The organism is Limnohabitans planktonicus II-D5, from assembly GCF_001270065.2.
Classification (GTDB): Bacteria; Pseudomonadota; Gammaproteobacteria; order Burkholderiales; family Burkholderiaceae_C; genus Limnohabitans_A; species Limnohabitans_A planktonicus.
This window is the reverse complement of the sequence record NZ_LFYT02000002.1, coordinates 64,637-89,579: the sequence shown is the minus strand read 5'-3', so window position 1 is coordinate 89,579 and position 24,943 is coordinate 64,637. Positions and strand designations below refer to the sequence as shown.

Below are 24,943 nucleotides of genomic sequence, written 5' to 3'. Positions count from 1 at the left end.
AGTGATCCCGATGCAGGTCAGCGAGGGTGCCAGCGCATGGTGCATGACCTCGGGGCCCAGCAGCGGGACGGTGTGCCAAAAAACTCAGAGCGTGGGCGCGGCGACCTGGCTGCCACCTACGCCAAACAAGCCTGCTGTGAAGCCGCCTTAGGTACCCACCAGCGCGAGCTGAACCCTCAAAGGCATCATGCCGCGAGCGACTCGAACTGACCGAATTGGCTGCGCCAGAAGGTCAGGGCATTGGCCTCGCCTTGCCAGCCGAAGTCTTGCACCTGGCCGATCACGATGTGGTGATCGCCCGCATCCACCAATTGGTGGAGTTCGCAGTCAAACCAGGCCACAGCCGCGTTCATGCGTTGGCGTTGGTTGGCTTGGCGCGTGGTCGGCACACCGGCGAAGCGTGCGGCCATGTCCCCCGTGGCGAACTGCCTGGCCACAGCTTCTTGTCCACTGGACAACACATTGACCGTGAAGCCGCCCGAGCGGGTGAAGGCATCCAGGCTGCTGGCTGCTTTGCGGATGCTCCACAGCACTAGTCGGGGCTCCAAAGAGACCGAGGAAAAGGAGTTGCAGGTCATGCCCCAATCGCTGCCTTGCCAGTGGGCGGTGACCACCGTCACCCCGGTGGCAAAGCAAGACAAGGCTTTGCGGTATTCGGCCGGGTCCGACGCGACAGGCCGCGTCGCCAAAATGGGCTGGGCAGCGGACTGAACAGCGGGCGGGGCATCGTGCAGGGTGCGCATGGCGAACTTTCAAAAACAGTGGCAGTGCCGTGGGGCAATTTCAGGGGACTTCGTGGCCGTTGGCCAACTCGTAGAGTTCGTACCAGGTCTGGCGGTCCATGGGCACGCGAGCCGCGTCGCCAAAGCGGGCGATGCGATCGAGCTGGTTGGAGCCCATGACCGGCACAACGCCTACCGGGTGGTGCATCAGCCAGGCCATGGCCACGGCGGTGGTGTCGGTGCCTGCAGCGCGGGCCAATGTCTCCAGTTTGAGGGCCAGTCGGGCGGCGGCGGTGCCGGGGGTGCCCGCTTGCGAATGCAGTCGACCGCCACCCAGCGGCGACCAGGCCATCACCGGCATGCGGTGCTGCTGGGCATGGGCCAATTGCCCATTGGTGAAGGGGGCGGTGTGCAACAGGCTCAGCTCCAGTTGGTTGGTTTGCAGCTTGTGCTTCATGCACGACTGCAGCAAATCCACATCCCATGGCATGAAGTTGGACACGCCCACACCGCGCAGCTTGCCGCTGTCGATCAGGCCATCCAGACACGCACCCAAGGCCTGCGCGTCCATCAGCGGGTCGGGGCGGTGGATCAAGAGCAGGTCGATCACGTCCACGCCGATGCGGCTGAGCGAGCACTCGACGCTGGCGGTCACATGGGCTGCGCTGGTGTCGTAGTGCTTGACGCGGGTGTTCGGCCATTTGTCCGACAACAGCATGATGTCGGTCTTGGTGACGATCTCGATCTGGTCTTTCAGGCTGGGCCGCGCCTTGATGGCGTGGCCGAACAGCTCCTCGCAGCTGTAATTGCCGTAAATGTCGGCATGGTCAAAAGTGGTGATGCCTTGCGCCAGGCAGGCGTCAATGCGCGCCAGGTTGGTGTTGACCGAATGATCGGTGGCTTCGGACAGGCGCCACACGCCATAGGCCATGCGGCTCAGGCTTCGGCCGTTGGGCAGCGTGATGCGGCCAATGTGGTTTGAACTCATTTGCGAACTCCTGTGCCCAAAGGGGTGGGCGGTGTTTGGGCCGGAACACGGCCATATTCTTGGGCGAGGGACACGGTTTTGAGCTGCGGCAGCACTTTGGTGCCGAAGATCTCGCATTCCTGCAGGTGCGGGTAGCCGGAAAAAATGAAGGCCCGGATGCCCATTTTCTGATAAGCCTCGATTTCGCTGAGCACCTGGTCGACGCTGCCCACCAAAGCCGCGCCGCAACCACTGCGGGCACGGCCCACACCGGTCCACAGGTGGGGCTCGATGTAGCCTTCGTCGTCGGCACGGTCGCGGTTGGCGCTTTGCAGCGACACGCCCAGGCTGCCGGCGTCCAAGGCCCGGCGGCGGATTTCGCGGCCTTTTTCATCGTCCAGTTGCGACACCAGCTCGGCCGCGTATTCACGCGCTTCGGCTTGTGTGTCACGCACAATCATGTGCACGCGCAAGCCATAGTCGAGCAAGCGGCCATGCTTTGCCGCCTGGGCGTGCACATCGCGCATGCGCTGGGCCAGCACATCCTTGGGCTCGGGCCACATCAGATAGGTGTCGCAATGCGCGCCGCACAGGGCCAGGGCATCGGGGCTGTAACCCCCGAAATACAGCAAGGGACCACCGTTGGTCTGGTAGGGCTTGACCGGGTCGGTGGACAGGCCTTTGAGCTGGTAAATCTCGCCGTCGTAATTGATTTCGTCCTGGGTCCAAGCCTGCTTGAGGATTTCAACCACTTCCCACGAGCGGCGGTAGCGGTAGGCGCTGTCTTCTTGTTGGCCCGGGAAATCGGAGGAGATCACGTTGAGCGTGAGACGGCCTTCCAGAATGTGGTCCAGTGTGGCCACGGTGCGCGCCAGCATGGCGGGGTGGGTTTCGCCGCAACGGATAGCGGCCAGCAGGTTCATGCGCTGGGTTTTGTGCGCCACGGCTGCGGCAAAAGTCAGCGTGTCTTGTCCCACCTGGTAGGAGGACGGGCACAATATGTTGCGAAATCCCAGTTGGTCGGCCCGTTCGACAATGCGGCTGGTGTTGGCCCAGCTGCTGCGCAAATCACCCTCGGGGACACCCAAGTGCCGAAAATCATCCGAGCACAGGGGTGCAAACCATGCGACTTCTGCGCCTTGGATGTCTTGGCCTCGGACGGGAACAATGCTCATGAAACGCTCCTCTTTGAAAGTGAATGAATGATATATGAATTGAGGGGCTTTAGCATTCGGGTTTCCCCTTGTTTTAAAGGAGCCCTTGTATGAGTTCAGCAAAAGCGGCCAAACCATTGCCCGTTTACCTGCAAATCGCCGAATTGCTGGCCCGCCAGATCAAGGCAGGGTATTGGCACAGCGGGGAACGCCTGCCCACCGAAGCAGAGTTGGCCCAGACCTTGTCGGTGGCCGTGGGCACTTTGCGCAAATCCCTCGCGCTGCTCGAAGAGCAAGGGGTGCTGGAGCGCATTCAGGGCTCGGGCACCTACGTGCGGCAAACCCAGGGCACGCAACAAATCTATGAGCTGTTTCGGCTGGAACTGGCCGATGGCCCGGGTTTGCCCACGGCGCAGATTCTGGACTTGTCCTTGCAAGAGCACCCCCAGCGCTTGCGTGAAGGCGGCGAAACATGGGCCCCTATGGGGAACCACTGTTGGCGGGTGCGGCGTTTGCGCTTTCTGAGCCAGGTGCCGGTGGCGCTTGAAGAAATTTGGTTTTCAGCGGCGGCCTGCCCGGATTTGACACTCCAGGAGGTGGGCGACTCGATGTATTTGTTCTACCAGCAACGCCTGAGCGTGTGGATTGCCCGTGTAGAGGACCAGATCAGCGCCGCGCCTGCGCCGGTCTGGGCCGTTCAGCCCTTGGGCCGCTTGCCGGGGGAGTGCTGCGGCTACATCGAGCGGGTTTCTTGGACCTCAAGTAACCAGGTGGCCGAGTTTTCCAAAACCTGGTTCGATCCGGCGGTGTGCCGTTATTCGTCGCGCATGAGCCAGTAAGGCGCGCCCCCGATCAAACGGGCTGCAAGACCTTGAGCAACTCGGTCTCGATCTCGATTTGTGCTTTGCTGTGCTGCAATTCAGCACCGCTGATCAGGAAGGTGTCTTCCACGCGTTCGCCCAGCGTGCTGATTTTGGCCAGCTGCAGGTCAATGCCGTGTTTGGCCAGCACGGTGGCAATGCTGTAGAGCAGGCCGATGCGGTCACTGGCCGAGATGCTGAGCAGCCAGCTTTGGGCCTTGTCGTCGGGCTTGAGGGTGACGCGTGGTGTGACCGGGAAACTCTTGACCCGACGAGACAGGCGACCTCGTGTGGGGGGGGGCAGGGGACCTTGTTTTTCCAGGGTTTGAGTCAGGCCCGATTCCACCATCGTCATCAGTTCGCGGAAATGATCAGGCGGCAAAGGTGGAACGATCTGGAAGGTGTCCAGCGCCCAGCCGGTGCGGGTGGTGTGAATCTTGGCGTCCAGAATGCTGAAGTACGACTGGTCAAAGTGACCGCAGATGCGGGCAAACAAATCGGGCTGGTCGGGTGTGTAGACCAGCACTTGCATGCCTTCACCCACGGGCGAGATGCGTGCCCGCACAATGGGCCGGGGTGCCCCCTTGGCAGGCCGGGCCACATGGCGCGAGAGATGGCGGGCGTGCCAGGCAATGTCAGACGCGTCATGGCGCATGAAGTAGCCCACATCGAGCGTGTCCCACAGCGCTTTTTGGCCTTCGTGCGGTTCGCTGTGTCGGGCCAGCTCGATCAGGGCCTCGCGCTTGCGAGCCTCGACTTCGGCGTTGGCGTCGGGGGCGCGGCCGCCCAGCACACGCAGGGTGGACTTGTACAGGTCTTCCAGCAGCTTGCCTTTCCAGGCGTTCCAGACCTTGGGGCTGGTGCCCCGGATGTCTGCCACGGTGAGCAAATACAAGGCTGTCAGGCGTCTTTCGTCGCCCACGCGCCGAGCGAAACGGCCAATGACTTCGGGGTCGCTCAGGTCTTCTTTTTGGGCGACATGGCTCATGGTCAGGTGCTCACCGACCAGAAATTCGATCAATTGGGTGTCGACCTTGTCGACCCCATGCTGGCGGCAGAAGGTGCGCACTTCACTGATGCCCAGTTTGGAGTGGTCGCCGCCCCGGCCTTTGGCGATGTCGTGAAAGAGCGCTGCGGTGTACAAAATCCAGGGCTTGTCCCAACCGCCGGCCAGTTGCGAGCAAAACGGGTATTCGTGCGCATGCTCGGCCATGAAAAAGCGCCGCACATTGCGCAGCACCATCAGGATGTGTTGGTCTACCGTGTAGGCATGAAACAGGTCGTGCTGCATCTGGCCCACGATGCGCCTAAATACCCACAAATAGCGCCCCAGCACCGAGGTTTCGTTCATCAAACGCATGGCGTGTGTGATGCCCTGGGGCTGCTGCAAGATCTTTAAAAACGTCTGCCGGTTGACTGGATCGGACCGAAAGCGCCCGTTCATGATGGCCCGCACGTTGTACAGCGCCCTCAGCGTGCGAGCCGATAAGCCCTTCAAGCCCGGTGTGACTTGGTACATCAAAAAGGTCTCAAGGATGGCGTGGGGGTGCTTTTGGTAAAGGTCGTCGCTGGAGACTTCAATCAGCCCGGCTTTTTCATAAAAACGCTCGTTCAGCGGCCGCAGCCCTGTCACCGATTCGCCCAGTTGTGCATGGAGTCGGTCTTCGATGTTGAGCAGCAAAATCTGGTTGAGCTGGGTCACCGCCTTGGCGGCCCAATAGTATTGGCGCATCAGCTTTTCGCTGGCTCGCAAGGCCAGTTTTCCCTCGGGCGTGACGTCCGACGTGTAGCCAAATGACTCGGCCACATTGGTCTGCAGGTCAAACACCAATCGGTCTTCGCGTCGTTTGGCTTGCAGGTGCAAGCGGGCGCGGATCAGGCCCAGCAGGGCTTCGTTGCGTTTGATTTGCCTTGCCTCCAACGGCGTAGCCAGTCCTTTGCGCGCCAGCTCGTCCCAGCTGTAGGCCAAACCTGTCGCGCGCGCCACCCACAAAATCACCTGTAAGTCCCGCAGCCCGCCGGGCGATTCTTTGCAGTTGGGCTCCAGCGCGTAGGGCGTGTCTTCAAACTTGGTGTGTCTCTGGCGCATCTCCAGCGTCTTGGCCACGAGGAAAGCCTGTGGGTCCATGGCCGCTTCGAACTGCTTTTGAAACTCGTTGAACAAGCGGGTGTTGCCCGTCACTCGGCGCGATTCCAGCAAGGAGGTCTGCACGGTGATGTCTTTGGTCGATTCGGCCAGGCATTCGCTCAGAGTGCGCACGCTGGCGCCAATTTCCAATCCGGTGTCCCAGCAGCTGCCAATGAAGCATTCGAGCTGCGCCTGCAATTGGGGCGAGGCTTCGGGCGACTGGCCATCGGGCAAAAGCACCAAGACATCCACGTCAGAGTAAGGAAACAGCTCGGCCCGCCCAAAACCACCCACGGCCACCAGGCACACATTGGCTGCAAAACCCGCGTTTTGCCACAGTTCAATCAGCAGGCCGTCGGCCAGGATGGACAGCTGCCGCAGCGTTTGCTTGAGTCCGCGCGTAAGGGCACCACTTTGCGCCAAGCTGCGTAAAACGGTGGCTTTGTCGTGTTTGTAGGTCTCGCGCAGCTGAGCCAAGTCGGCCTTGGCCGCATGGTTGGCCTGATCTGCGGAGAATGCCTGAGCACTCATCTCAGGCGATGGCTTGGTCAGTGATGACGGGCTGGATGAACGTCGGGATGGCGGGGCTGCCTGCCGACAAGGTCAAGACCTCGTAGCCGGTTTCTGTCACCACCACCGTGTGCTCCCATTGGGCCGAAAGAGAATGGTCTTTGGTCACGATGGTCCAGCCATCGCCCATTTCCTTGATGTCGCGTTTGCCCGCGTTGATCATGGGCTCGATGGTGAAGACCATGCCGGGCACCAACTCGACCAAGGTGCCAGGCTTGCCGTAGTGCAGCACTTGTGGTTCTTCGTGAAAGCCACGCCCAATGCCGTGGCCGCAAAACTCGCGCACCACCGAAAAGCCGTGGCCTTCGGCAAACTTTTGAATGGCGTGGCCAATGTCGCCCAAATGCGCACCGGGCTTGACTTGCTCGATGCCTTTCCACATGGCTTCATAGGTGACCTTGGCCAGGCGTTTGGCTGCGATCGAGGCTTCACCCACATGGAACATGCGGCTGGTGTCGCCGTGCCAGCCGTCCTTGATGGTGGTGATGTCGATGTTGACCGAGTCGCCTTTTTTGAGCGGCTTGTCGTTGGGAATGCCATGGCAGACCTGGTGGTTGATCGAGGTGCAGATCGATTTGGGGTAGGGCTTGTAGCCACCGGGCGCGTAGTTCAGCGGGGCGGGAATGCAGCCTTGCACATCGACCATGTAGTCGTGGCAGAGCTTGTCGATTTCGTTGGTGGTGATGCCCGGCTTGATGAAGGGCTCGATGAAGTCGAGGACTTCGGAGGCCAGGCGGCAAGCCACGCGCATGCCTTCGATGTCTTGGGCGGTTTTGAGGGTGATGGTCATGGGGTGGGATTATCCCATTGAGGCCTTTGGCGGGTTGCTCTTTGCAATCAACAACCCTGTAAGGGGCTATACAGATGCGGCTTTGTGAAGTTGTCAGGGCTCCTTGTTTGCAGGCGCGACGCCCACGTCGCCATCAACAGGCGCCCCCCATCGCCCCGAGCGCGTGGCTCAAACAGGGGAGGGCTTCATTGCTGGGTGCCGGGTAAATACCCATTCATGGCGGTTTTGAATGTTTGTATTCTGTATACAGACATGAAACATCCCCCGCTTCAACTGACCACAGCCCCCGATCTGGTGGAACAAATTTATGCTCGTTTGCTCGACGCCATCAGCGAGGGCACTTTGGCCCCGGGTGAGCGATTGACGCAAGACGACTTGGCGCAGCGCTTTGCCGTATCGCGCCAACCCGTTTTGCAAGCCCTGCGTTTGCTCAAAAAAGACGGCTTTGTCGAAGACGCCCCCGGCCGAGGCGTGCAAGTCACGCAACTCGATGTGAACTGGATTGCCCAGGTGTATCAAGTGCGTGGCAGCCTGGATGCCCTGGCTGTGCGTTTGGCCGCCGAGCGGGGGGCAAAGATCGACCCAGAGGTCATGCGCCAAGGCCGAGAGGTGCACCAAACGCGTGATGTGCAGGCCATGATCCAGGCCGACCTGGCCTTTCACCGCGCGATTTACCAAGCCTCTGGCAACCCCCTTATTGCCCAAAGCATTGACCTGCACTGGCACCACCTCAAACGTGTCATGGGCGCGGTGCTGCAGTCTTCCCACCAGCGGCAAAACGTGTGGGACGAACACGAAGCCATTGCGAAGGCCATTGCCGCAGGGGACGCCGATTTGGCCGTGAAACTGGTGAAAGAACACGCCCACGAGGCCAGCGTGCAACTGACAGCAAGACTTTCCGAGCAAATTCAACACCGCATCACAGGAGCACGAGCATGAAACTGACCCCCGAACAACTCGAGCAATTCGACCGAGAGGGTTATTTGTTTTTCCCCGGCCTGTTCACGCCCGAAGAAACCAAAAACCTCAACGATGCCGTGCCCGAGTTGTACAGCCGCCGCGAGGCCTACAACGTGCGCGAAAAAGGCAGCGACGCCGTGCGCACCAACTTTGCCGCCCACATGTACAGCGAGCCCTTTGCCAAGCTGGCGCGCCACCCCCGCATGATTGGGCCGGTGCAAGACCTGTTTGGCGAAGAGCTGTACATGCACCAGTTCAAGATCAACGGCAAGATGGCGTTTGAGGGCGACGTGTGGCAGTGGCACCAGGACTACGGCACCTGGCTCAACGATGACCTGATGCCCACCGAGAGGGCCATGAACGTGGCCATTTTTCTGGACGATGTGAACCCCTTCAACGGCCCACTCATGTTCATCCCCGGCAGCCATAAAAAAGGCGTGGTGGAGGCCAAACACGACCTGTCCACCACCAGCTACCCCTTGTGGACGGTAGACAACGACTTGATCGCCCAGTTGGTCGAGCGCGCTGGCGGCAAAGAAGGCGGCATCGTCAGCCCCACCGGGCCTGCAGGCTCAATGATCCTGTTCCACAGCTGCCTGGTGCATGCCTCGGCCAGCAATTTGTCGCCTTGGAACCGGGTGAGCGTGTACCTGAGCCTGTGCGCCGTGTCCAACCACATCCGCCGCCACAAGCGCCCCGAATACATCGCGCACCGAGATTTCACGCCCATCAGCTGCTTGCCTGACGATTGCCTGGTGAACAGCTATCCGGTGGACTTGCCCTGGAAGGGCGGCATGCCCGAAAGCGCCTTGAAAACCTCGCTCGATGTCTTGAAAGAAGCCGCATGAACCTGCACGCCAAACTTCTTCAACGCGCCGCCGAAAACCGCCCCATCCGCATCGGCCTGATCGGCGCGGGCAAATTCGGCTCCATGTACCTGGCGCAGATTCCCCGCACACCCGGCGTGCACCTGGTGGGCATTGCCGACCTGTCGCCCGACAACGCCCGCACCAATCTGGCCCGCGTGGGCTGGGAAGCCGAACGCCTCACGGCCAGCAACTTGGACGATGCCGTCAAACACGGCACCACCCATGTGGGCGACGACTGGCAAAGCCTGGTGCGCCACCCGGCGGTGGACGTGATCGTCGAGTGCACCGGCTCGCCCCTGCACGCGGTGGACCACATTCTGGAAGCCTTTGCCCACCGCAAGCATGTGGTCAACGTCACGGTAGAGGCCGACGCGTTTTGCGGCCCCTTGCTCGCCACCCGCGCTCAGACCGCAGGCGTGGTCTATTCGCTGGCCTTTGGCGACCAGCCTGCTTTGATTTGTGACTTGGTCGATTGGGCCCGCACCTGTGGCTTTCCGGTGGTGGCCGCAGGCCGTGGCCACAAGTGGCTGCCGCACTTTTGCGAATCCACGCCCGAGACGGTGTGGGGCTATTACGGCCTGACGCCCGAGCAGGCCGAGCGCGGCGGGCTCAACCCCAAAATGTTCAACAGCTTTTTGGACGGTTCCAAGCCCTCGATCGAGAGCACGGCGGTGTCGAACGCCACCGGTTTGGGCGTGCCCAGCAACGGCTTGCTCTACCCGCCGGCCAGCGTGGAAGACATTCCCTACGTCACCCGCCCGATCTCGGAAGGCGGCGTGCTGGAGCGCAAGGGCATGGTGGAGGTGATCTCCAGTTTGGAAACCGATGGCCGAAAAATCCCTTACGACATCCGAATGGGCGTGTGGGTCACGGTGGAGGCCGAGACCGACTACATCAAGAACTGCTTTGAAGAGTACAACGCCCACACCGACCCGTCCGGCCGCTACTTCACCCTCTACAAACGCTGGCATTTGATTGGCCTGGAAGTGGGCGTGAGCGTGGCCAGCGTTGCCCTGCGCAACGAGCCTACAGGTGTGGCCATCGGCTGGAACGCCGACGTGGTGGCCACCGCGAAGCGCGACTTGAAACCCGGCGACATGATGGACGGCGAGGGCGGCTACACCGTCTGGGGCAAGCTGCTGCCCGCAGCCACCTCCAAGCGCATGGGTGGCGTGCCGCTGGGCTTGGCTCACGGCGTGAAAGTCATTCGCCCAGTAGCCAAAGGCCAGAGCCTGACTTGGGACGACGTGGCCATGGACACCAGCACCCATGCCTACAAAATCCGGCGCGAGATGGAGGAGACTTCGGTGCTGGGTTGAGGATGAACGCTGCCATTCCCAGTTTTGGCAGGTCTTGCTTCAGGGCTGGAAAAGGCGACGCATCAACAGGGTTTGAAAATCCTGTTGAGAAAAAATGGGGTCAGATCCCATTTATTGATCCGGCACGCTGAAGTTTGAAATGTGTGAGAAAGGACATCTTGTAGGTCGGTACTCGCAGAGTCCGACGTTATTGGTTTGGGCAAAGGCCCATGTCGGAGTCTTCGACCGCCGACCTACAAGATCTTTGATGCATTCAAAACTTCACCGGGCCGAATCAATAATTTGATTTATAGATTCGGCCTGATGAAGTCTGAATTGTGTGTTTCAAGCTGGGAGGAATTTGTGGGAGCTTGCCTTGCAAGCGAAAAGCCTGTGGTCCACAAGCGTCTGATCGCCAGCAGGGCTAGCTCCCACAGGGTGGAATATTGAAGTCACCCTGCGGACTTCAAAGGGCCGGATCAATCTTTCAGCGTTCGCACTGGCCAGGTGTACCCGCCGCAGAACTCACTCATATTTGCAGTTCAGAGGTGCCCCACTTTCATTCGTGTTACTTTTCTTCGCAATTGCGTCGTGTCAACAGCGATTGATCGATGTCATCGACGTTAGATTCTGCTGCGGTGTGCCCAGCGCCAACCGAGAACGCATAGTCGTCACCAGAATGCGCCATTTGGAACATCGAGCCCATGCGTGTCCAAACAAGTTTCATCCATTCAAAAAAGGAAAATTCAAATGCACCGTCGTCAGTTTCATGTGACCAGCTTGTTGGCTGCTGCATCGCTCTTGGCCCATTACCGTGTTGCGCAGGCCTTTTCGGTGGCCGATTTGAGTGGGGCTGATGCGTCTTCGGGTCTGAAGTTGGCGCTTGAAAAGGGTGCTACAGCCGCCATCGGCTTGCTCGGTTCGCAAGACGGCTTCATGGGCAATGACAAAGTGCGGATTGCCTTGCCGGGCTATCTGAATGAGGCGGCCAAATGGCTCAAGATGATGGGGCAGGGCCAGCGTGTTGACGAATTGGTGCTCAGCATGAACCGCGCTGCCGAAACCGCTATGCCCATGGCCAAAGACATGTTGGTCGGGGCCGTCAAAAGCATGAGCGTGAGCGATGCCAAAACCATCTTGCAGGGCGGCAATACCGCTGCGACGGAGTACTTCAACCGCAAAACGCGTGAGCCCCTGGGTGTGAAGTTTCTGCCCGTCATCACCCAGGCCACCGCCCAAGTGGGTTTGGCGGACAAATACAACGCCATTGCAGGCAAGGCCTCAAGCCTCGGATTGTTGAAGCCCCAGGAAGCCAGCCTGGAAAGCTATGTCACTGGCAAGGCGCTCGATGGCCTGTACCTGATGATTGGCGAAGAAGAAAAGAAAATTCGCCAGGACCCGATGGGCACCGGCAGTGCGCTGCTTGGGAAAGTATTTGGGGCGCTGAAGTGATTAAGGGGTGGTCTATCGATTGAAAGCGCAGCGGATATTTCGAGTCCAAACCATGAGCAAGGCCATGAATCGACCCACAAAAATCAACGCTGGAACAAGCGTCTGAGCAGCAAAGTCTGAAAATCCTGCTGATGGCCCGCGACGGCGTACACGTAGGTGGTGCTGTCGATTTGTCGATACAAAAAGCGGTGGTGTGAGGTGACCAGCGTTCTGTAATCGCGTATGCCGATGGCGGCCAGTTCTGACACTGGGGCGCCGCTGAGCAAGCCTGAATCAATATCTGCCAATTTGGCAAAGATTTCGTCTTCTGCTTTGAGCCATAACTCGGGCGTCCAGCGCTCCAGCATGTAGTCTTGCAGTGTCAGCAGGTCATGCTGTGCATCTGGCAGGATGACAATGCTCATGCGCTGTGCTGCGTTCTTGCCTGCGCCAGAAGGGCTCGGGATTCTTCAACAGAGTGACCTTGTCCGGCCATTCGGTCTTTCTCGCCCAAGGCAATCAGTTTGAGCAAGGTGATCAGGTTTTCTTTTTCCTGGTACTGCTGGACGCTCTCAATCACCATGCTGGCTTCGCCGTTTTGGGTGATGATGAAAGGCGTGGTGTTCTTTTCCAGCTCTTGTGCAATTTGTGCAGCATGGCTCTTGAGGTAAGAGATGGATTTGATGTGCTGTGTGGCTTGCATGTGCGCTCCGCTGTGTTGGGTCTGAATTTATGACTGAATTTGGATCTGGTCAAGGCTTTTGACGGACATGCCAGGTGATGGGTCTTGGCGTCTTCAAGTCCATGAAGAACTCATTGTTTGAACTTCCCCAAGCCCCTCAAAATCAAGGTTTCCCCCGCTAAAATACCGCTTTTGCCGGTCAGCCCCAGTCAGCGGCCCCGGTACAACGGTTTTCCGTATCTTTACAAGGCCACCCCGTGTCCCTGCACATCACGACTTTTGAAGGCGCCAACGCCCTCAGCGACTTTCGCATTGCCCAAGTTTTGCCACGTCTGGCAGCCATTTCGCCGCAAATTGTGGGCATTTCCGCCCGTTTTGTGCACCTGGTGGCCACGGCCGCCCCTTTGGCCGATGCCCAAAAACAGACCTTGTCAGCCCTACTGACCTACGGCGAGCCTTACGTCGGTCACACAGATGGCCCCGTGATCGTGGTCACCCCCCGCATCGGTACGGTGTCGCCTTGGGCCTCCAAAGCCACCGACATCGCGCACAACTGCGGTTTTGAGCTGCGCCGCCTGGAGCGCCTGACGGAATACCGTTTGACGATGAAGTCGGGCCTGCTGGGCACAGCCAAGCTGAGTGCTGAGCAACTGGGCCAGGTAGCCGCCGCGTTGCACGACCGCATGACCGAATCGGCCATGCCCAGCCGCGATGAGGCCGCAGCCTTGTTCACGGCCCTTGAGCCCGCGCCTATGGCGCATGTGGACGTGTTGGGCGGAGGTCGCTCGGCGCTGGTGGACGCCAACAAGGATTGGGGTCTCGCGCTGGCCGAAGACGAAATCGATTATTTGGTCACGGCGTTCACGGGCCTCAAACGCAACCCCACCGATGTGGAGTTGATGATGTTCGCGCAGGCCAACAGCGAGCACTGTCGCCACAAGATTTTCAACGCCGAGTTCACCATCGACGGCGTGGCCCAGCCCAAGAGCCTGTTCGGCATGATCCGCAACACGCACCAACTGAACCCTCAACACACGGTGGTGGCTTATTCAGACAACGCTTCGGTGATGGAAGGCCACACGGTGGAGCGTTTTGTCGCCAGAACTTCAGGGCAGGGCGCGGCTTACCAGAGTGAACAAGCCTTGCACCATGTGCTCATGAAGGTCGAAACCCACAACCACCCGACTGCGATTTCGCCTTTCCCCGGCGCATCGACCGGCGCGGGCGGCGAGATCCGCGACGAGGGCGCGACGGGTCGCGGCTCCAAGCCCAAGGCGGGTTTGAGCGGTTTCACCGTGTCCAAACTCTGGGGCGGCATGTCGGACCAAGCGGGCGGCAAACCCGAGCACATCGCCAGCCCCTTGCAAATCATGACCGAAGGCCCGCTGGGTGGCGCGGCTTTCAACAACGAGTTTGGCCGGCCCAATTTGCTGGGCTATTTCCGCGAATACGAACAGACGGTGGACGGCGTGGTGCGCGGTTACCACAAGCCCATCATGATCGCGGGCGGTCTGGGGCAGATCGACGCCGAGCAAACCCAAAAGATTGAATTTCCGGCGGGCAGTTTGCTCATTCAATTGGGCGGCCCCGGCATGCGCATCGGCATGGGCGGCAGCGCGGCCAGTTCCATGGCCACCGGCACCAACGCCGCGAATCTGGACTTTGACTCGGTGCAGCGCGGCAACCCCGAGATTGAGCGCCGGGCGCAAGAGGTCATCAACCACTGCTGGGCGCAGGGCAAGGATGGAGGCCCCTTCGGTAGCGGTAACCCGATCCTGGCGATCCACGACGTGGGCGCAGGCGGTTTGTCCAACGCCTTTCCTGAGCTGACCAACGACGCGGGTCGCGGCGCACGCTTTGATTTGCGCGCCGTCAAGCTCGAAGAATCCGGCCTGTCGCCCAAAGAAATCTGGTCCAACGAAAGCCAGGAACGCTATGTGATGGCGATCGCACCCGAATCTTTGGCGCAGTTCACGGCCTTTTGCGAACGCGAGCGCTGCCCGTTTGCAGTGATTGGTGTGGCCACCGAAGAGCGCCAGTTGGTGCTTGAAGACGGCGTACAGCGTTCAGCCATTGAAGTTCAGAGTTCGGCGTTGAGCGTTGAGCGTGGGGATGGCGTTCTGCGTTCATCTTCCAGTGTTGAGCGGGAAGACCAAGGCGCTCAAAGCTCAAGGGCCAACGCTCAACGCTCAACGCCCGACGCTCAACGGCCAGTCGACATGCCCATGGACGTGCTGCTGGGCAAGCCGCCCAAGATGCACCGCGACGTGACCACCGTGGTGCGCCAGTCACCCGCGATGGACCTGACCGGTGTGTCCTTGCAAAAAGCCGTGATCGACGTGCTGAGTCACCCCACGGTGGCGTCCAAGCGCTTCCTCATCACCATCGGCGACCGCACCGTGGGCGGCCTCACGCACCGCGACCAGATGGTGGGCCCTTGGCAGGTGCCGGTGGCCGATGTGGCCGTGACCCTGGCCGACTACCAAGGCTTTGCCGGTGAAGCCATGAGCATGGGCGAGCGCACGCCGCTGGCTTCGCTCAACGCCGCAGCATCCGGCCGCATGGCCGTGGCCGAGGCCATCACCAATTTGCTGGCCGCGCCCATCGAGTTGCCCCGCGTCAAGATGTCCGCCAACTGGATGGCCGCGTGCGGCGAGCCGGGCGAAGACGCCGCTTTGTACGAAACCGTCAAGGCGGTAGGCATGGAACTGTGCCCGGCGCTCGACATCTCGATCCCGGTGGGCAAAGACAGCTTGTCGATGCGCACGCAGTGGACCGACAAAGGTGAGACACACAAAGTCACCTCACCGGTCAGTCTGATCATCACCGCCTTCTCCAGCCTGAGCGACGTGCGCGGCACGTTCACACCGCAGCTGGACGCAAAAACCGATGACACCAGCCTGCTCTTGATTGACCTCGGTCAAGGCCGCAACCGCATGGGCGGCAGCGTGCTGGGCCAGGTGCTGGGCCAGTTCGGCGACAGCGTGCCCGATCTGGAAGACCCGCAAGCGCTTGTGAATTTGGTCAAAGCCATCAACAGCTTGCGTAGTCAGGGCCAGATCCTGGCCTACCACGACCGCAGTGACGGCGGCTTGCTGGCCGCTGTGGCCGAAATGGCTTTTGCAGGCCATGTGGGCGTGGCCCTCAATGTGGACATGCTGGTCACCGAAGGCGATGGCATCACCGACAGCCGAGCCGACCATGGCGACGCCAAGAACTGGGCGGGGCAGGTCAGTGCCCGCCGCGACGAACTCACCCTCAAAGCCCTGTTCAACGAAGAGCTGGGCGTGGTGCTGCAAGTGCGCACCGCAGACCGCAATCAAGTCCTGCAAACCCTGCGCGAACACGGCCTGTCCAAACACACGCATGTGATCGGCAAGACCCGTCCCGTGCAATCGACCATCCAAAAAGGCGTGGGCGAACTCAGCATTTGGCGCGACACCAAAGAGGTGTTTGCCGCCAAGCTGGAAGACCTGCACCAGGTTTGGGACAGCGTGAGCTGGAAAATTTGCCAGCAGCGCGACAACCCCGCTTGCGCCGATGCCGAGCACGCCGCTGCTGGCCGCGTCGACGACCCCGGCATGCATGTGGCGCTGAGCTTTGATCCGGCCGTGAACGTGGCTGCGCCCTTCCTGAATTTGTCTCGCCCCAAGGTGGCGATCCTGCGCGAGCAGGGTGTCAACTCGCATGTGGAAATGGCCTACGCCTTCCACAAAGCCGGTTTTGAGTCGCACGACGTGCACATGACAGACTTGCAATCGGGCCGCGCCAACTTGGCCGATTTCAAAGGTTTGGTCGCATGCGGCGGCTTCAGCTACGGCGACACTTTGGGCGCGGGCATCGGCTGGGCACGCAGCATCACTTTCAACACCGCCTTGGCAGAGCAGTTCAAGGCCTTTTTTGGCCGAAACGACAGCTTCGGTTTGGGCGTATGCAACGGCTGCCAGATGTTTGCCGAACTGGCCGACATCATCCCCGGTGCACAAGACTGGCCGCGCTTTACCACCAACCAGAGCGAGCGCTTTGAAGCGCGTCTGTCCATGGTCGAGGTGCTCGAATCGCCCAGCTTGTTCTTGCAAGGCATGGCGGGCAGCCGCTTGCCGATTGCCGTGGCGCACGGCGAAGGCTTTGCCAACTTCAAGCACCGGGGCAACGCAGCGCAGGCCATTGCAGCCATGCGCTTTGTGGACAACCATGGCCAGGCCACCGAGCAGTACCCCTTCAACCCCAACGGCAGCGCAGGCGGCTTGACGGCCGTGACCACCGCCGATGGACGCTTTACGGCCATGATGCCGCACCCTGAGCGCGTGTTCCGCAATGTGCAGATGAGCTGGACGAGTGGCGACATCGCCTCCACTAGCCCTTGGCTGCGCGTGTGGCAAAACGCGCGCAAGTGGGTCGCTTAACCGTCTGAATGCATGAAATCAGTGGTTTCTGAAAAGTGGTTTCCGCCCTCGCAGCTGGCGTTTTACTTTGACTCCAACTCGTGGGCCAAAGGCACGGCGCTGTACCTGCAAAACGAGGTGGTCTCTGCCCAGATGACGCCCGATGGCGGTGAATGGCGGCTGATTGCCAAGGTGCAAGGCCGCGAAACATCGCCCTATATCGTGACGGCCCAGTTGCGCGTCTCCGAGGGGGGCAATCTGCAAGCCTGGCGCTGCACCTGCACCTGCCCGGTAGGGCGCATGTGCAAACACGGTGCGGCCTTGGGCATCCACGCCTCGATGCAGGGTTTTTCGATGCTCAACGGGCACGGCGATGGCCCCGCCACCGGCGAATCGGCCGAGCTGCAATCGCAGCAGCGTGCAGAACGGGCCTTGCAACAGGCCGAGTACCAAGTGCGCGACTGGCTGGGCCGCCTTGAAAGCGCCAACGTCTCGCAAACCTTCAGCCTGCCTGGCAGCAGCCAGGAACATTTTTTGTATGTGCTGTCACAAAACACGACGGGACAAAGGCCGGTTTTTCACCTGTGCATCACACGCGCCACTCGCAAGCGCGACGGGCAGTGGAGCAAGCCCAAAAAAGTGACCAGTGAACCGGTGCCCCATGACCCGATCTGGCGCAACAGCTTGCCCACTGAACAAGGCATCTTCGATCTGTTCAAAGCTTGCCCCCCCTTGAACAGTTTCAGCATGTATGGTTTTTATGGCGCGATCAAACTCCAGGGTTTGGCCGCCAAGTTGTTGCTGCAAATGTGCAGCCAAACCGAGCGTTTGATGTGGGAAGGCGTGCCTCTTCGACCTTTGCAATGGCGTGATGAGCCCATCACCTTTGTGGGCTGTTGGCAGGAAGTCTCCGCCCAGGACAATCAACCCCCAGGCTGGAAGCTGCACATGCAAGCAGCACGCCCGGGCGTGTTGCATGGGCTCAATGACCCCCCTTTGTATGTGGACCCGGTGCAGGGCCTGTGCGGTCCGCTGGACACCCAGGGCATGAGCGCAGACCAGGTCTTGTTGCTGACGCAGTCGCCGGTGGTGCCCGAACGCGTGGCGCTCAAACTCCAGCAACAGTTGATGGATCGCCTGGGCACGCTGCCTTTGCCTCCCGTGATCGAAAAAATCCCTGAAATACGGGGAGTTGCACCTGTGGGTGTGCTCAAACTGACGGCGATCGCGCCGCACTTGCGCGAGCAGCAAGGCTTGTTTCATGCGCAACTCGATTTTGATTACCAAGGACATGTGGGCCACTGGGCGCATCAGCAAACCCGTGTGGTCGTAGGGCAGGGCGCGCAATCGCGCATGCTGGTGCGGGACTTGGTCGCTGAATTGGCGGTCTGGGCCCTTCTGGACGATCTGGGTTTTCAACTCTGGCAAAACAATGTGCTGGGCATACCGGGCGCAGAAGGCACAGCCCTCTGGCTTGACTGGGTGGAGTCTGACTTTGCCCCCTTGCGCGATGCCGGTTTGGTGGTGCACACCGATACCGATCTGAACCACTGGCTGCGCTTGGCCGATGACGTGCATGTGAACCTGGCAGGCGCAGGCGCGGAAGATGACACCTCACCGTGGTTCGACCTGTCGCTGGGCATGGACATTGACGGGCAGCGGGTCAACATCCTGCCTTGGGTGCCTGACATCCTGAAAGCGCTGGCCAGCAGCGCTCGCCAGACTTTGGACACCGACGATGGCCTGCCTGAGCTGCCCGCCTATTTGTTTTTGCCCGATTTGCAAGGCCCCGGTTTTGTGAAGTTGCCCACGACCAAGATCAAACCCTGGTTGACCACCTTGATGGAACTGCACGGTGAGCGCAGTCACGACTGGGATGGCGACTCGCTGCGCCTGTCGCGTCTGGATGCCCTGCGCACCGCTGCATCGTTGGGCGAGGGCGCTGTCTGGCAAGGTGCCAAACACTTGCAGACCCTGATCAGCCAAATGCGTGGCGAGACCGCATTGACCGAGGTGCCGACGCCAGCTGGTTTGCAAGCCACGCTGCGGCCCTACCAGCAGCAAGGCCTCAACTGGCTGCAATTTTTGCGCGAACACCGATTGGCGGGCATCCTGGCCGATGACATGGGCCTGGGTAAAACGCTGCAAACGCTGGCCCACATCCTGACTGAAAAGCAGGCCGGTCGACTGACCCACCCCGCATTGATCGTGGCACCCGTGAGCCTGCTGGGCAACTGGCAACGCGAAGCTGCGCGGTTTTGTCCTGAACTCAAAACCCATGTACACCACGGTCTGTCACGTCATGAAACCGTGGCCGATCTGGCCGGGTTTGATGTGGTCATCACCGCCTATTCCTTGCTCTCGCGCGACCGGGATCTGTGGAAGGATGCGCCCTGGCATCTGTTGGTGCTGGATGAGGCGCAAAACATCAAAAATGCCAACACCCACGCCGCCCAAGTGGTCCCCGAAATCCCGGTCAGCCACCGCCTGTGCCTGTCCGGCACACCGATCGAAAACCACTTGGGCGAGTTGTGGAGCCAGTTCCACTTCCTGATGCCCGGGTTTTTGGGCAGTCAAAAACGCTTCACCGAGCTGTTTCGCAACCCGATCGAGCGTGAGGGCAGTGCCGAAAAAATGGCCCAGTTGCGTGCGCGCATCACCCCCTTCATGCTGCGGCGAACCAAAGACCTGGTGGCCAGCGAATTACCGCCCAAGATCGAAACCCTGATGCAGGTCCCGCTGGAGGCGAAACAGGCCGATCTGTATGAATCCATTCGCTTGGGCATGGAAAAAACCGTGCGCGAAGCGCTGCATACCCAGGGCCTGGGCCGCTCGCAAATCACCATCCTTGATGCGCTGCTCAAGCTGCGCCAGGTCTGCTGCGACCCCCGACTGCTCAAGCTCAGCAGTGCCAGCAAGGTCCAGCAGTCGGCCAAATTGGCCCAATTGCTCGACATGCTTCCAGAAATGGTGGCCGAAGGCCGCAAGATTTTGCTGTTCTCGCAGTTCACCGAGATGCTGGGCTTGATCGAAAAAGAGCTGCCTGCGCTGGGCATCCCCTGGGTCAAACTCACCGGCCAAAGCAAAAACCGCGACGCGATCATCGACAAGTTCACCAGTGGCCAAGTGCCGCTTTTTCTCATCAGCCTCAAGGCCGGTGGCGTGGGCCTGAACCTGCCGCAGGCCGACACCGTGATCCACTACGACCCGTGGTGGAACCCCGCCGTGGAAAACCAGGCCACCGATCGCGCCCACCGCATTGGCCAAACCAAAAACGTGTGGGTGGTCAAGCTGGTGGCCCAGGGCACCATTGAAGAACGCATGCTGGCCCTGCAAGAGCGCAAGGCCCAGTTGGCGCAAGACATGTATTCAGGGGCTGTTCAGCGCAAAGAGCCTTTGTTTGGCGAGTCGGATTTGAACGAACTGCTCAAGCCGCTGGGCTGAGCGCTCATGCGGATTGACAGTTCATCCAGTCCGGGTAATAATAAATTTATTACCCGGAGTCCCCATGACCACTACCGTCAAATTGCCCGACAAGCTTGAAAACGCCTTGCGCATGCGCTGCGCACAGGAAGGCCGAAGCCTGAGTGAAGTCATGCGCGATGCCCTGACTGCGTATTTGTCACAGCCCCCTGTCACCGCATCCGCATGGGCGCTGGGCGAGGGCGTTTTTGGCCGATTCGCAGGCTCGGCCAATTTGGCTGAAAACCGCAAAAACGAATGGGCGGATGCAGTGCAAGCCAAGCAGGCACGTCGCTCATGAGCACCGCTGCGTTGTCAGCCCAGGAGCCCAGTCCAGGCTGGCGGGCCCAACCACCGGTGCTGCAAGCCATGATCGACAGCGGCCCTTTGCTGGCCTTGTTCAACAGTGCCGACAAATGGCATCGGCCAACGCTGGCGTGGCTGCAAGCCCACCCCGATGTCGCCTTGCACACCACTTGGCCTGTGTTGACCGAAGTCTGTGCCTTGCTGGCCAGGCGCATCCACAACCAGGCGGCACTTGATTTTTTGCAGTGGGTGCAACGCGGCGCGCTCAAGCTGGACGCACCTGCCGACTGGAGCCTGACCAGTGTGCTCAGCATCTGCCAGCGTTTTGCCAGCTTGCCCCTGGACTTGGCCGACGCCTCCATCGCCGAAGCCGCCGAACGCCTGGACATTCGCCATGTGGTGTCCATCGACAAAGACTTTGATGTGTATCGTGACGCGAGAAGACAGGCTCTGCACAATTTGTTGCGCTAAGCTTAACTCTCGACTTCATCCTTAACTTTCGAAAGACACCGAATGGCCGCATCCAGTTTGCTGACCCTGATCGACGACATTGCCACTTTGCTGGATGACGTGGCCACCATGACCAAGGTGGCAGCCCGGCAAAGCGCAGCCGCTGCGGACGATGTGGCCACCATGACGCAAATCGCCGCCAAAAAAACCGCCGGGGTGCTGGGCGATGACCTGGCATTGAACGCTCAGCAAGTGATAGGCGTGAAAGCCGACCGTGAACTGCCGGTGGTGTGGGCGGTGGCCAAGGGGTCTTTGCTCAACAAAGCCATCCTGGTGCCCGCTGCACTGCTCATCAGTGCGGTTGCGCCCTGGATGATCACGCCCCTCTTGATGCTGGGGGGGCTGTTTTTGTGCTTTGAAGGCGCCGAAAAACTGCTGCATGCTTGGCTGCACAGCCGTGAAGAAACCGATGCCCACCATGCCGAACTGGTGCAAGCTGTTGCCGATCCGCATATGGATTTGTTGGCCTTTGAAAAAGACAAGATCAAGGGGGCGGTGCGCACCGATTTCATCTTGTCTGCTGAAATCATTGTCATCAGCTTGGGCACCGTGGCCACGGCCAGCTTTGCGCAACAAGTGGGGGTGCTGGTGGGCATCTCGCTTGTCATGACCATTGGTGTGTATGGCCTGGTGGGCGGCATCGTCAAACTCGATGACGCCGGTATTTACCTCACCCAAAAAACAAGCGCGTTTCAGCAGATGCTGGGCCGTGGCCTGCTGGCTTTCGCCCCGTGGCTCATGAAGGCCCTGTCGGTGCTGGGCACGGCGGCCATGTTTTTGGTGGGCGGTGGCATCTTGCTGCATGGCGTGCCCGCACTCGGCCATGCCGTAGAGCATTGGGCTCAAGGACTGACCTTTGGGGGTGCACTGATGAGCAATCTGGCAGGCGGCGCGACCGGTTTTGTGGCCGGTGTGGTGCTGGTAGGCGTCATGCAAGGGGTCAACCGGCTCAGGGCTCGGGTGAGCGCTGCTTGATGCACGGCGACTTTGATCTCATGCGCAGCTCAGGCCAAGGTATGTAAATCCGCGCCGGTTTGACCGGCTCGGCGTTGAACCACGTTTTTTTTCTTGACCCCATGCACGTGACAGGCCTGGGCATTTTTCATATTGAACCATCCCGCTTCAAGCAGGCACAGCGTCATGACCAGCCGATGATGTCCAGGCCTTTTTCGCTGGCGCAGCGCTGGACAAACTGACGATAAATGGTGTTGGGGCGTTGCGGGCTCAGAGCGCCGCGTGTGCCACCAGCAACAGCGCCGACCACCGCGCTTTGCGCGCCATATTTGACGGCATCGTTCAAATTGCCTCGACCAAACACCAGACCACTGACAGCACCCGTGACGCCTGCAATGGCTGCGCCCGACTTGGCACCCGAGGCCAATGCATGGTGGTCTTCGTAAGGGTTCAGGCCATTCGATTGTGCAGACGCCATGCATTGGCTCAGGTGTTGTTTGGCGGCCGATTCACCCATGCTTTTGTAGGCAGCGTTGGGGTAGAGCACGGGCATGCCGCTCGGCTTGTCTCCAGTGCTTGCGCAGCCGGCAAGCAGCACGGCCGCCAGAAGTGTTGATCCAGTGATCAAGCGCTGAGAGTTGAAGTGCAGACGGGCAATGTTCACGATGGACTCGGCTCAGAAAATGGGAGGTTCATTTTGGCAGCTGGCATGCGCACACAAAACGCGGGTTGGAAACGGGGCAAGCTTGGGCAAGCGTGCGATCTTTAGTGCAAGCCCACCACAGGTCGTGTTTTGTAAAACTGCACCGGGCTTTCCGGCACGGCGTTGAGCACCGACTTTTTGATCTTGCCCACCACATGCATTTCGCAGGGTTTGCAGTCAAAGCGCAGGGTGAGTTTTTCCTTGCCGTTGATCAGCTGCATGGGTTCGGCTTTCACCGTGCCTTGCACGCCCGTCACGCCTTTGGCTTGTTTGGGGCACAGGCTCAAGCTGAAACGCACGCAGTGCTTGGTGATCATCAGGCTGACTTCGCCCAGCTCTTCTTGCGCCTCGTAAGCCGCAGCGATCACCTTCACGCCGTGCTTGGCATAAAAGTCGCGAGCCTTTTGGTTGAACACATTGGCCAGGTAAGTCAGCGTGTCTTCCGGGTAGGGCACAGGCGGCTCCAAGGGCACCGCACGCGGCAGGCGGGGCAGGCCCTCAGCGCGGGCAGTTTCGAGGGCTTGCACGGCGTCTCGGCGCAAGGCGTTGAGCTGCGAAGGCGGCACAAACCAGGGGCGGTGCAGTGCGAGCTGCACGTCCAGCGGCTCGAACAGGGTATCGCCCAGTTTGCCCAAAGCGCTTTTGAGCTTGTCCTCGGCCAAGGCTGAGTCTTTGGGAGCTTGCCAGGCGATGGCCATTTGCGCCGTGGCGCTGTGGCCGACCTCGTCTGTCAGGGTCAGCTGCAGACCCTCGTTGTTTTCAGCCAGCTGCATCCACACGCCCATACGGCGTTCCGCGGATTTTTTGTCCAGTGTGCGCACCCAACTCATGTCGCGGTTGCGGTTGACCTGAACGCCTTGTCGCAGGTCCTTGAAGCCGTCCATGGGGTCTTTGGGGAACAAGCGCCAAACGCCTTTGGCTTTAGCCGCTTCGGCTCGGTTGATCTGCAGGCCCACCAATTCTTTTTGCAGGTCGTAATAGCAAAGCCCATCGCCGTTGTGCAGCTCGGTGGCCGGGTCGTCGGTGGTGATCTCAATGTGCTCAGCCGTGACCTTGCTGACCCAGCCAATCGGCTGGCCGGGGTTTTTGGGCGTGTCGAACGCGCCAATGTCTTCCTTGCGGCCTTGCACAAAGTAATCGGTGAACTCGCGGTTGAAGTTCTGGTTGGGGTCTGGCTCAAAGCTGAAAGTGCTGCGGCCGTGCGAGGACGGGGCCAGCTCGGGCCGCTCGGCCAGCACTTCGTCGAAGAGCTTGCGGTAATGCGCGGTGATGTTTTTCACATAGGCCATGTCCTTGTAGCGGCCTTCGATCTTGAAACTGCGGATGCCCGCATCCACCAAGTCGCGAAGGTTCTCGCTCTGGTTGTTGTCCTTCATGCTCAACACATGCTTGTCGTGCGCCACGATGCGGCCTTGTGCGTCTTTGACCTCGTAGGGCAAGCGGCAAGCCTGCGAGCAGTCGCCCCGGTTGGCGCTGCGGCCGGTGTGCGCATGGCTGATGAAGCACTGGCCGCTGTAGGCCACGCACAATGCGCCGTGTACAAAAAACTCGATCACCGTGCGCTCGGTGTCAACGGCGTCCCGGATGGCGCCGATTTGCGGCAAGGTCAACTCGCGGGCCAGCACGATTTGGCTCAACCCTGCGTCTTGCAAGAACTTGGCTTTTTCGGGCGTGCGGATGTCGGTCTGGGTGCTGGCGTGCAGCTGGATCGGCGGCATGTCGATCTCCAGCAAACCCATGTCTTGCACGATCAGCGCGTCCACACCCGCGTCATACAACTGCCAAGCCAGTTTGCGCGCCCCTTCGAGTTCGTCGTCACGCAAGATGGTGTTGAGCGTGACAAAGATGCGGCTGTGAAAGCGGTGCGCGTATTGCACCAGCCGGGCGATGTCTTGCACCGAGTTGTCGGCCGTAGAACGCGCCCCAAACGACGGGCCGCCAATGTAGACCGCGTCCGCTCCGTGGTTGATGGCTTCGATGCCGATATCGAAGGTACGGGCAGGGGCTAAGAGTTCGAGGTGGTGGGGCTGCATGGGCTGGGATTATCCCAGCTTACTGGTGCCGGTTTGGGGAGCCCTGAAGCGGCGGGCACTGAGCCCCTGGTCGCGCGCAGACCTTTTGACCCCAGCGCATCTTCAGCCCAAAAGCAAAAAACGCGACCGAAGTCGCGTTTTTCAGGTGAGCAAAGACCA

The 24,943-nt window shown here is 60.2% G+C and carries 20 protein-coding genes; 11 read left to right on the top strand and 9 right to left on the bottom strand.

Annotated features, from left to right (window positions below):
- Nucleotides 1–185: 185 nt before the first annotated feature.
- From H663_RS22340 to H663_RS22330, 3 genes are read right to left on the bottom strand one after another with little or no spacing between them, the layout of a single operon-like run.
- Nucleotides 186–743 carry a flavin reductase family protein gene (locus tag H663_RS22340; protein WP_053176091.1) on the bottom strand — a complete coding sequence of 186 codons (558 nt, stop codon included), beginning with the start codon at nucleotides 741–743 and terminating at the stop codon, nucleotides 186–188.
- 40 nt (nucleotides 744–783) lie between these two features.
- Nucleotides 784–1,710: an aldo/keto reductase gene (locus tag H663_RS22335; protein ID WP_116695789.1), complete on the bottom strand. Its 927-nt coding sequence runs from the start codon at nucleotides 1,708–1,710 to the stop codon at nucleotides 784–786.
- A complete protein-coding gene (locus tag H663_RS22330; protein ID WP_053176094.1) occupies nucleotides 1,707–2,864 on the bottom strand; it encodes an LLM class flavin-dependent oxidoreductase in 1,158 nt (385 codons plus the stop codon). The genes H663_RS22335 and H663_RS22330 overlap by 4 nt, the downstream gene beginning before the upstream one ends.
- 89 nt (nucleotides 2,865–2,953) lie before the next feature.
- Between H663_RS22330 and H663_RS22325 the strand changes: the two genes are divergently transcribed.
- A complete protein-coding gene (locus H663_RS22325; RefSeq protein WP_053176096.1) occupies nucleotides 2,954–3,682 on the top strand; it encodes a GntR family transcriptional regulator in 729 nt (242 codons plus the stop codon).
- A 13-nt stretch (nucleotides 3,683–3,695) separates the two neighbouring features.
- Here the strand turns inward: H663_RS22325 and H663_RS22320 are convergent, their stop codons facing one another.
- Both H663_RS22320 and map read right to left on the bottom strand, forming a co-directional pair.
- Nucleotides 3,696–6,362, bottom strand: a complete 2,667-nt coding sequence (locus tag H663_RS22320; protein WP_053176097.1) for a [protein-PII] uridylyltransferase — start codon at nucleotides 6,360–6,362, stop codon at nucleotides 3,696–3,698.
- Nucleotide 6,363: 1 nt separating this feature from the next.
- On the bottom strand, nucleotides 6,364–7,191 hold the full coding sequence (gene map / locus H663_RS22315; RefSeq protein WP_053176099.1) for a type I methionyl aminopeptidase: 828 nt from the start codon (nucleotides 7,189–7,191) through the stop codon (nucleotides 6,364–6,366).
- A gap of 252 nt (nucleotides 7,192–7,443) precedes the next feature.
- Between map and H663_RS22310 the strand changes: the two genes are divergently transcribed.
- The 5 genes from H663_RS22310 to H663_RS22295 all read left to right on the top strand — a co-directional run bounded on the left by H663_RS22310 (nucleotide 7,444) and on the right by H663_RS22295 (nucleotide 11,770).
- A complete protein-coding gene (locus H663_RS22310) occupies nucleotides 7,444–8,130 on the top strand; it encodes a GntR family transcriptional regulator (RefSeq protein WP_053176101.1) in 687 nt (228 codons plus the stop codon).
- Nucleotides 8,127–8,999, top strand: coding sequence for a phytanoyl-CoA dioxygenase family protein (locus tag H663_RS22305; RefSeq protein ID WP_053176102.1), 873 nt, complete (start codon nucleotides 8,127–8,129; stop codon nucleotides 8,997–8,999). The genes H663_RS22310 and H663_RS22305 overlap by 4 nt, the downstream gene beginning before the upstream one ends.
- Entirely contained in the window at nucleotides 8,996–10,339 is a 1,344-nt protein-coding gene (locus H663_RS22300; RefSeq protein ID WP_053176104.1) for an NAD(P)H-dependent oxidoreductase, read from the top strand. The genes H663_RS22305 and H663_RS22300 overlap by 4 nt, the downstream gene beginning before the upstream one ends.
- A gap of 2 nt (nucleotides 10,340–10,341) precedes the next feature.
- Nucleotides 10,342–10,470, top strand: coding sequence for a hypothetical protein (locus H663_RS42355; RefSeq protein WP_276309807.1), 129 nt, complete (start codon nucleotides 10,342–10,344; stop codon nucleotides 10,468–10,470).
- Between the two features lie 598 nt (nucleotides 10,471–11,068).
- The gene (locus tag H663_RS22295; protein ID WP_053176106.1) at nucleotides 11,069–11,770 is read left to right on the top strand and encodes a DUF4197 domain-containing protein; all 702 of its coding nucleotides are present in this window, start codon (nucleotides 11,069–11,071) and stop codon (nucleotides 11,768–11,770) included.
- Between the two features lie 83 nt (nucleotides 11,771–11,853).
- Here H663_RS22295 and H663_RS22290 read toward each other — a convergent pair whose 3' ends face one another.
- Nucleotides 11,854–12,174, bottom strand: coding sequence for a type II toxin-antitoxin system RelE/ParE family toxin (locus H663_RS22290; RefSeq protein ID WP_053176107.1), 321 nt, complete (start codon nucleotides 12,172–12,174; stop codon nucleotides 11,854–11,856).
- Nucleotides 12,171–12,452, bottom strand: a complete 282-nt coding sequence (locus H663_RS22285) for a type II toxin-antitoxin system Phd/YefM family antitoxin (protein WP_053176108.1) — start codon at nucleotides 12,450–12,452, stop codon at nucleotides 12,171–12,173. Before H663_RS22285 ends, H663_RS22290 begins: the two co-directional genes overlap by 4 nt.
- 236 nt (nucleotides 12,453–12,688) lie before the next feature.
- Here H663_RS22285 and purL point away from each other — a divergent pair, with 236 nt between their 5' ends.
- The 5 genes from purL to H663_RS22260 all read left to right on the top strand — a co-directional run bounded on the left by purL (nucleotide 12,689) and on the right by H663_RS22260 (nucleotide 22,069).
- A complete protein-coding gene (gene purL, locus H663_RS22280) occupies nucleotides 12,689–16,837 on the top strand; it encodes a phosphoribosylformylglycinamidine synthase (protein WP_053176110.1) in 4,149 nt (1,382 codons plus the stop codon).
- 12 nt (nucleotides 16,838–16,849) lie between these two features.
- Nucleotides 16,850–20,260, top strand: coding sequence for a DEAD/DEAH box helicase (locus tag H663_RS22275; RefSeq protein ID WP_053176112.1), 3,411 nt, complete (start codon nucleotides 16,850–16,852; stop codon nucleotides 20,258–20,260).
- Nucleotides 20,261–20,324: 64 nt separating this feature from the next.
- On the top strand, nucleotides 20,325–20,579 hold the full coding sequence (locus H663_RS22270; protein WP_053176114.1) for a ribbon-helix-helix domain-containing protein: 255 nt from the start codon (nucleotides 20,325–20,327) through the stop codon (nucleotides 20,577–20,579).
- Nucleotides 20,576–21,055 (top strand): type II toxin-antitoxin system VapC family toxin, encoded by a 480-nt coding sequence (locus tag H663_RS22265; RefSeq protein ID WP_053176116.1) that lies wholly within the window; start codon nucleotides 20,576–20,578, stop codon nucleotides 21,053–21,055. The genes H663_RS22270 and H663_RS22265 overlap by 4 nt, the downstream gene beginning before the upstream one ends.
- 42 nt (nucleotides 21,056–21,097) lie before the next feature.
- Nucleotides 21,098–22,069, top strand: a complete 972-nt coding sequence (locus H663_RS22260) for a DUF808 domain-containing protein (RefSeq protein WP_053176118.1) — start codon at nucleotides 21,098–21,100, stop codon at nucleotides 22,067–22,069.
- Nucleotides 22,070–22,232: 163 nt separating this feature from the next.
- Here H663_RS22260 and H663_RS22255 read toward each other — a convergent pair whose 3' ends face one another.
- Both H663_RS22255 and H663_RS22250 read right to left on the bottom strand, forming a co-directional pair.
- The gene (locus H663_RS22255; RefSeq protein ID WP_053176120.1) at nucleotides 22,233–22,712 is read right to left on the bottom strand and encodes a glycine zipper family protein; all 480 of its coding nucleotides are present in this window, start codon (nucleotides 22,710–22,712) and stop codon (nucleotides 22,233–22,235) included.
- 101 nt (nucleotides 22,713–22,813) lie between these two features.
- On the bottom strand, nucleotides 22,814–24,784 hold the full coding sequence (locus H663_RS22250; protein ID WP_053176122.1) for a peptidase U32 family protein: 1,971 nt from the start codon (nucleotides 24,782–24,784) through the stop codon (nucleotides 22,814–22,816).
- Nucleotides 24,785–24,943: the final 159 nt, after the last annotated feature.

What these genes read in the sequence shown, in the direction of transcription:
- H663_RS22340 (WP_053176091.1), bottom strand. Translation starts at nt 743, where the DNA reads ATGCGCACCCTGCACGATGCCCCGCCCGCTGTTCAGTCCGCTGCCCAG.
- H663_RS22335 (WP_116695789.1), bottom strand. Translation starts at nt 1,710, where the DNA reads ATGAGTTCAAACCACATTGGCCGCATCACGCTGCCCAACGGCCGAAGC.
- H663_RS22330 (WP_053176094.1), bottom strand. Translation starts at nt 2,864, where the DNA reads ATGAGCATTGTTCCCGTCCGAGGCCAAGACATCCAAGGCGCAGAAGTC.
- H663_RS22325 (WP_053176096.1), top strand. Translation starts at nt 2,954, where the DNA reads ATGAGTTCAGCAAAAGCGGCCAAACCATTGCCCGTTTACCTGCAAATC.
- H663_RS22320 (WP_053176097.1), bottom strand. Translation starts at nt 6,362, where the DNA reads ATGAGTGCTCAGGCATTCTCCGCAGATCAGGCCAACCATGCGGCCAAG.
- map (WP_053176099.1), bottom strand. Translation starts at nt 7,191, where the DNA reads ATGACCATCACCCTCAAAACCGCCCAAGACATCGAAGGCATGCGCGTG.
- H663_RS22310 (WP_053176101.1), top strand. Translation starts at nt 7,444, where the DNA reads ATGAAACATCCCCCGCTTCAACTGACCACAGCCCCCGATCTGGTGGAA.
- H663_RS22305 (WP_053176102.1), top strand. Translation starts at nt 8,127, where the DNA reads ATGAAACTGACCCCCGAACAACTCGAGCAATTCGACCGAGAGGGTTAT.
- H663_RS22300 (WP_053176104.1), top strand. Translation starts at nt 8,996, where the DNA reads ATGAACCTGCACGCCAAACTTCTTCAACGCGCCGCCGAAAACCGCCCC.
- H663_RS42355 (WP_276309807.1), top strand. Translation starts at nt 10,342, where the DNA reads ATGAACGCTGCCATTCCCAGTTTTGGCAGGTCTTGCTTCAGGGCTGGA.
- H663_RS22295 (WP_053176106.1), top strand. Translation starts at nt 11,069, where the DNA reads ATGCACCGTCGTCAGTTTCATGTGACCAGCTTGTTGGCTGCTGCATCG.
- H663_RS22290 (WP_053176107.1), bottom strand. Translation starts at nt 12,174, where the DNA reads ATGAGCATTGTCATCCTGCCAGATGCACAGCATGACCTGCTGACACTG.
- H663_RS22285 (WP_053176108.1), bottom strand. Translation starts at nt 12,452, where the DNA reads ATGCAAGCCACACAGCACATCAAATCCATCTCTTACCTCAAGAGCCAT.
- H663_RS22275 (WP_053176112.1), top strand. Translation starts at nt 16,850, where the DNA reads ATGAAATCAGTGGTTTCTGAAAAGTGGTTTCCGCCCTCGCAGCTGGCG.
- H663_RS22270 (WP_053176114.1), top strand. Translation starts at nt 20,325, where the DNA reads ATGACCACTACCGTCAAATTGCCCGACAAGCTTGAAAACGCCTTGCGC.
- H663_RS22265 (WP_053176116.1), top strand. Translation starts at nt 20,576, where the DNA reads ATGAGCACCGCTGCGTTGTCAGCCCAGGAGCCCAGTCCAGGCTGGCGG.
- H663_RS22260 (WP_053176118.1), top strand. Translation starts at nt 21,098, where the DNA reads ATGGCCGCATCCAGTTTGCTGACCCTGATCGACGACATTGCCACTTTG.
- H663_RS22250 (WP_053176122.1), bottom strand. Translation starts at nt 24,784, where the DNA reads ATGCAGCCCCACCACCTCGAACTCTTAGCCCCTGCCCGTACCTTCGAT.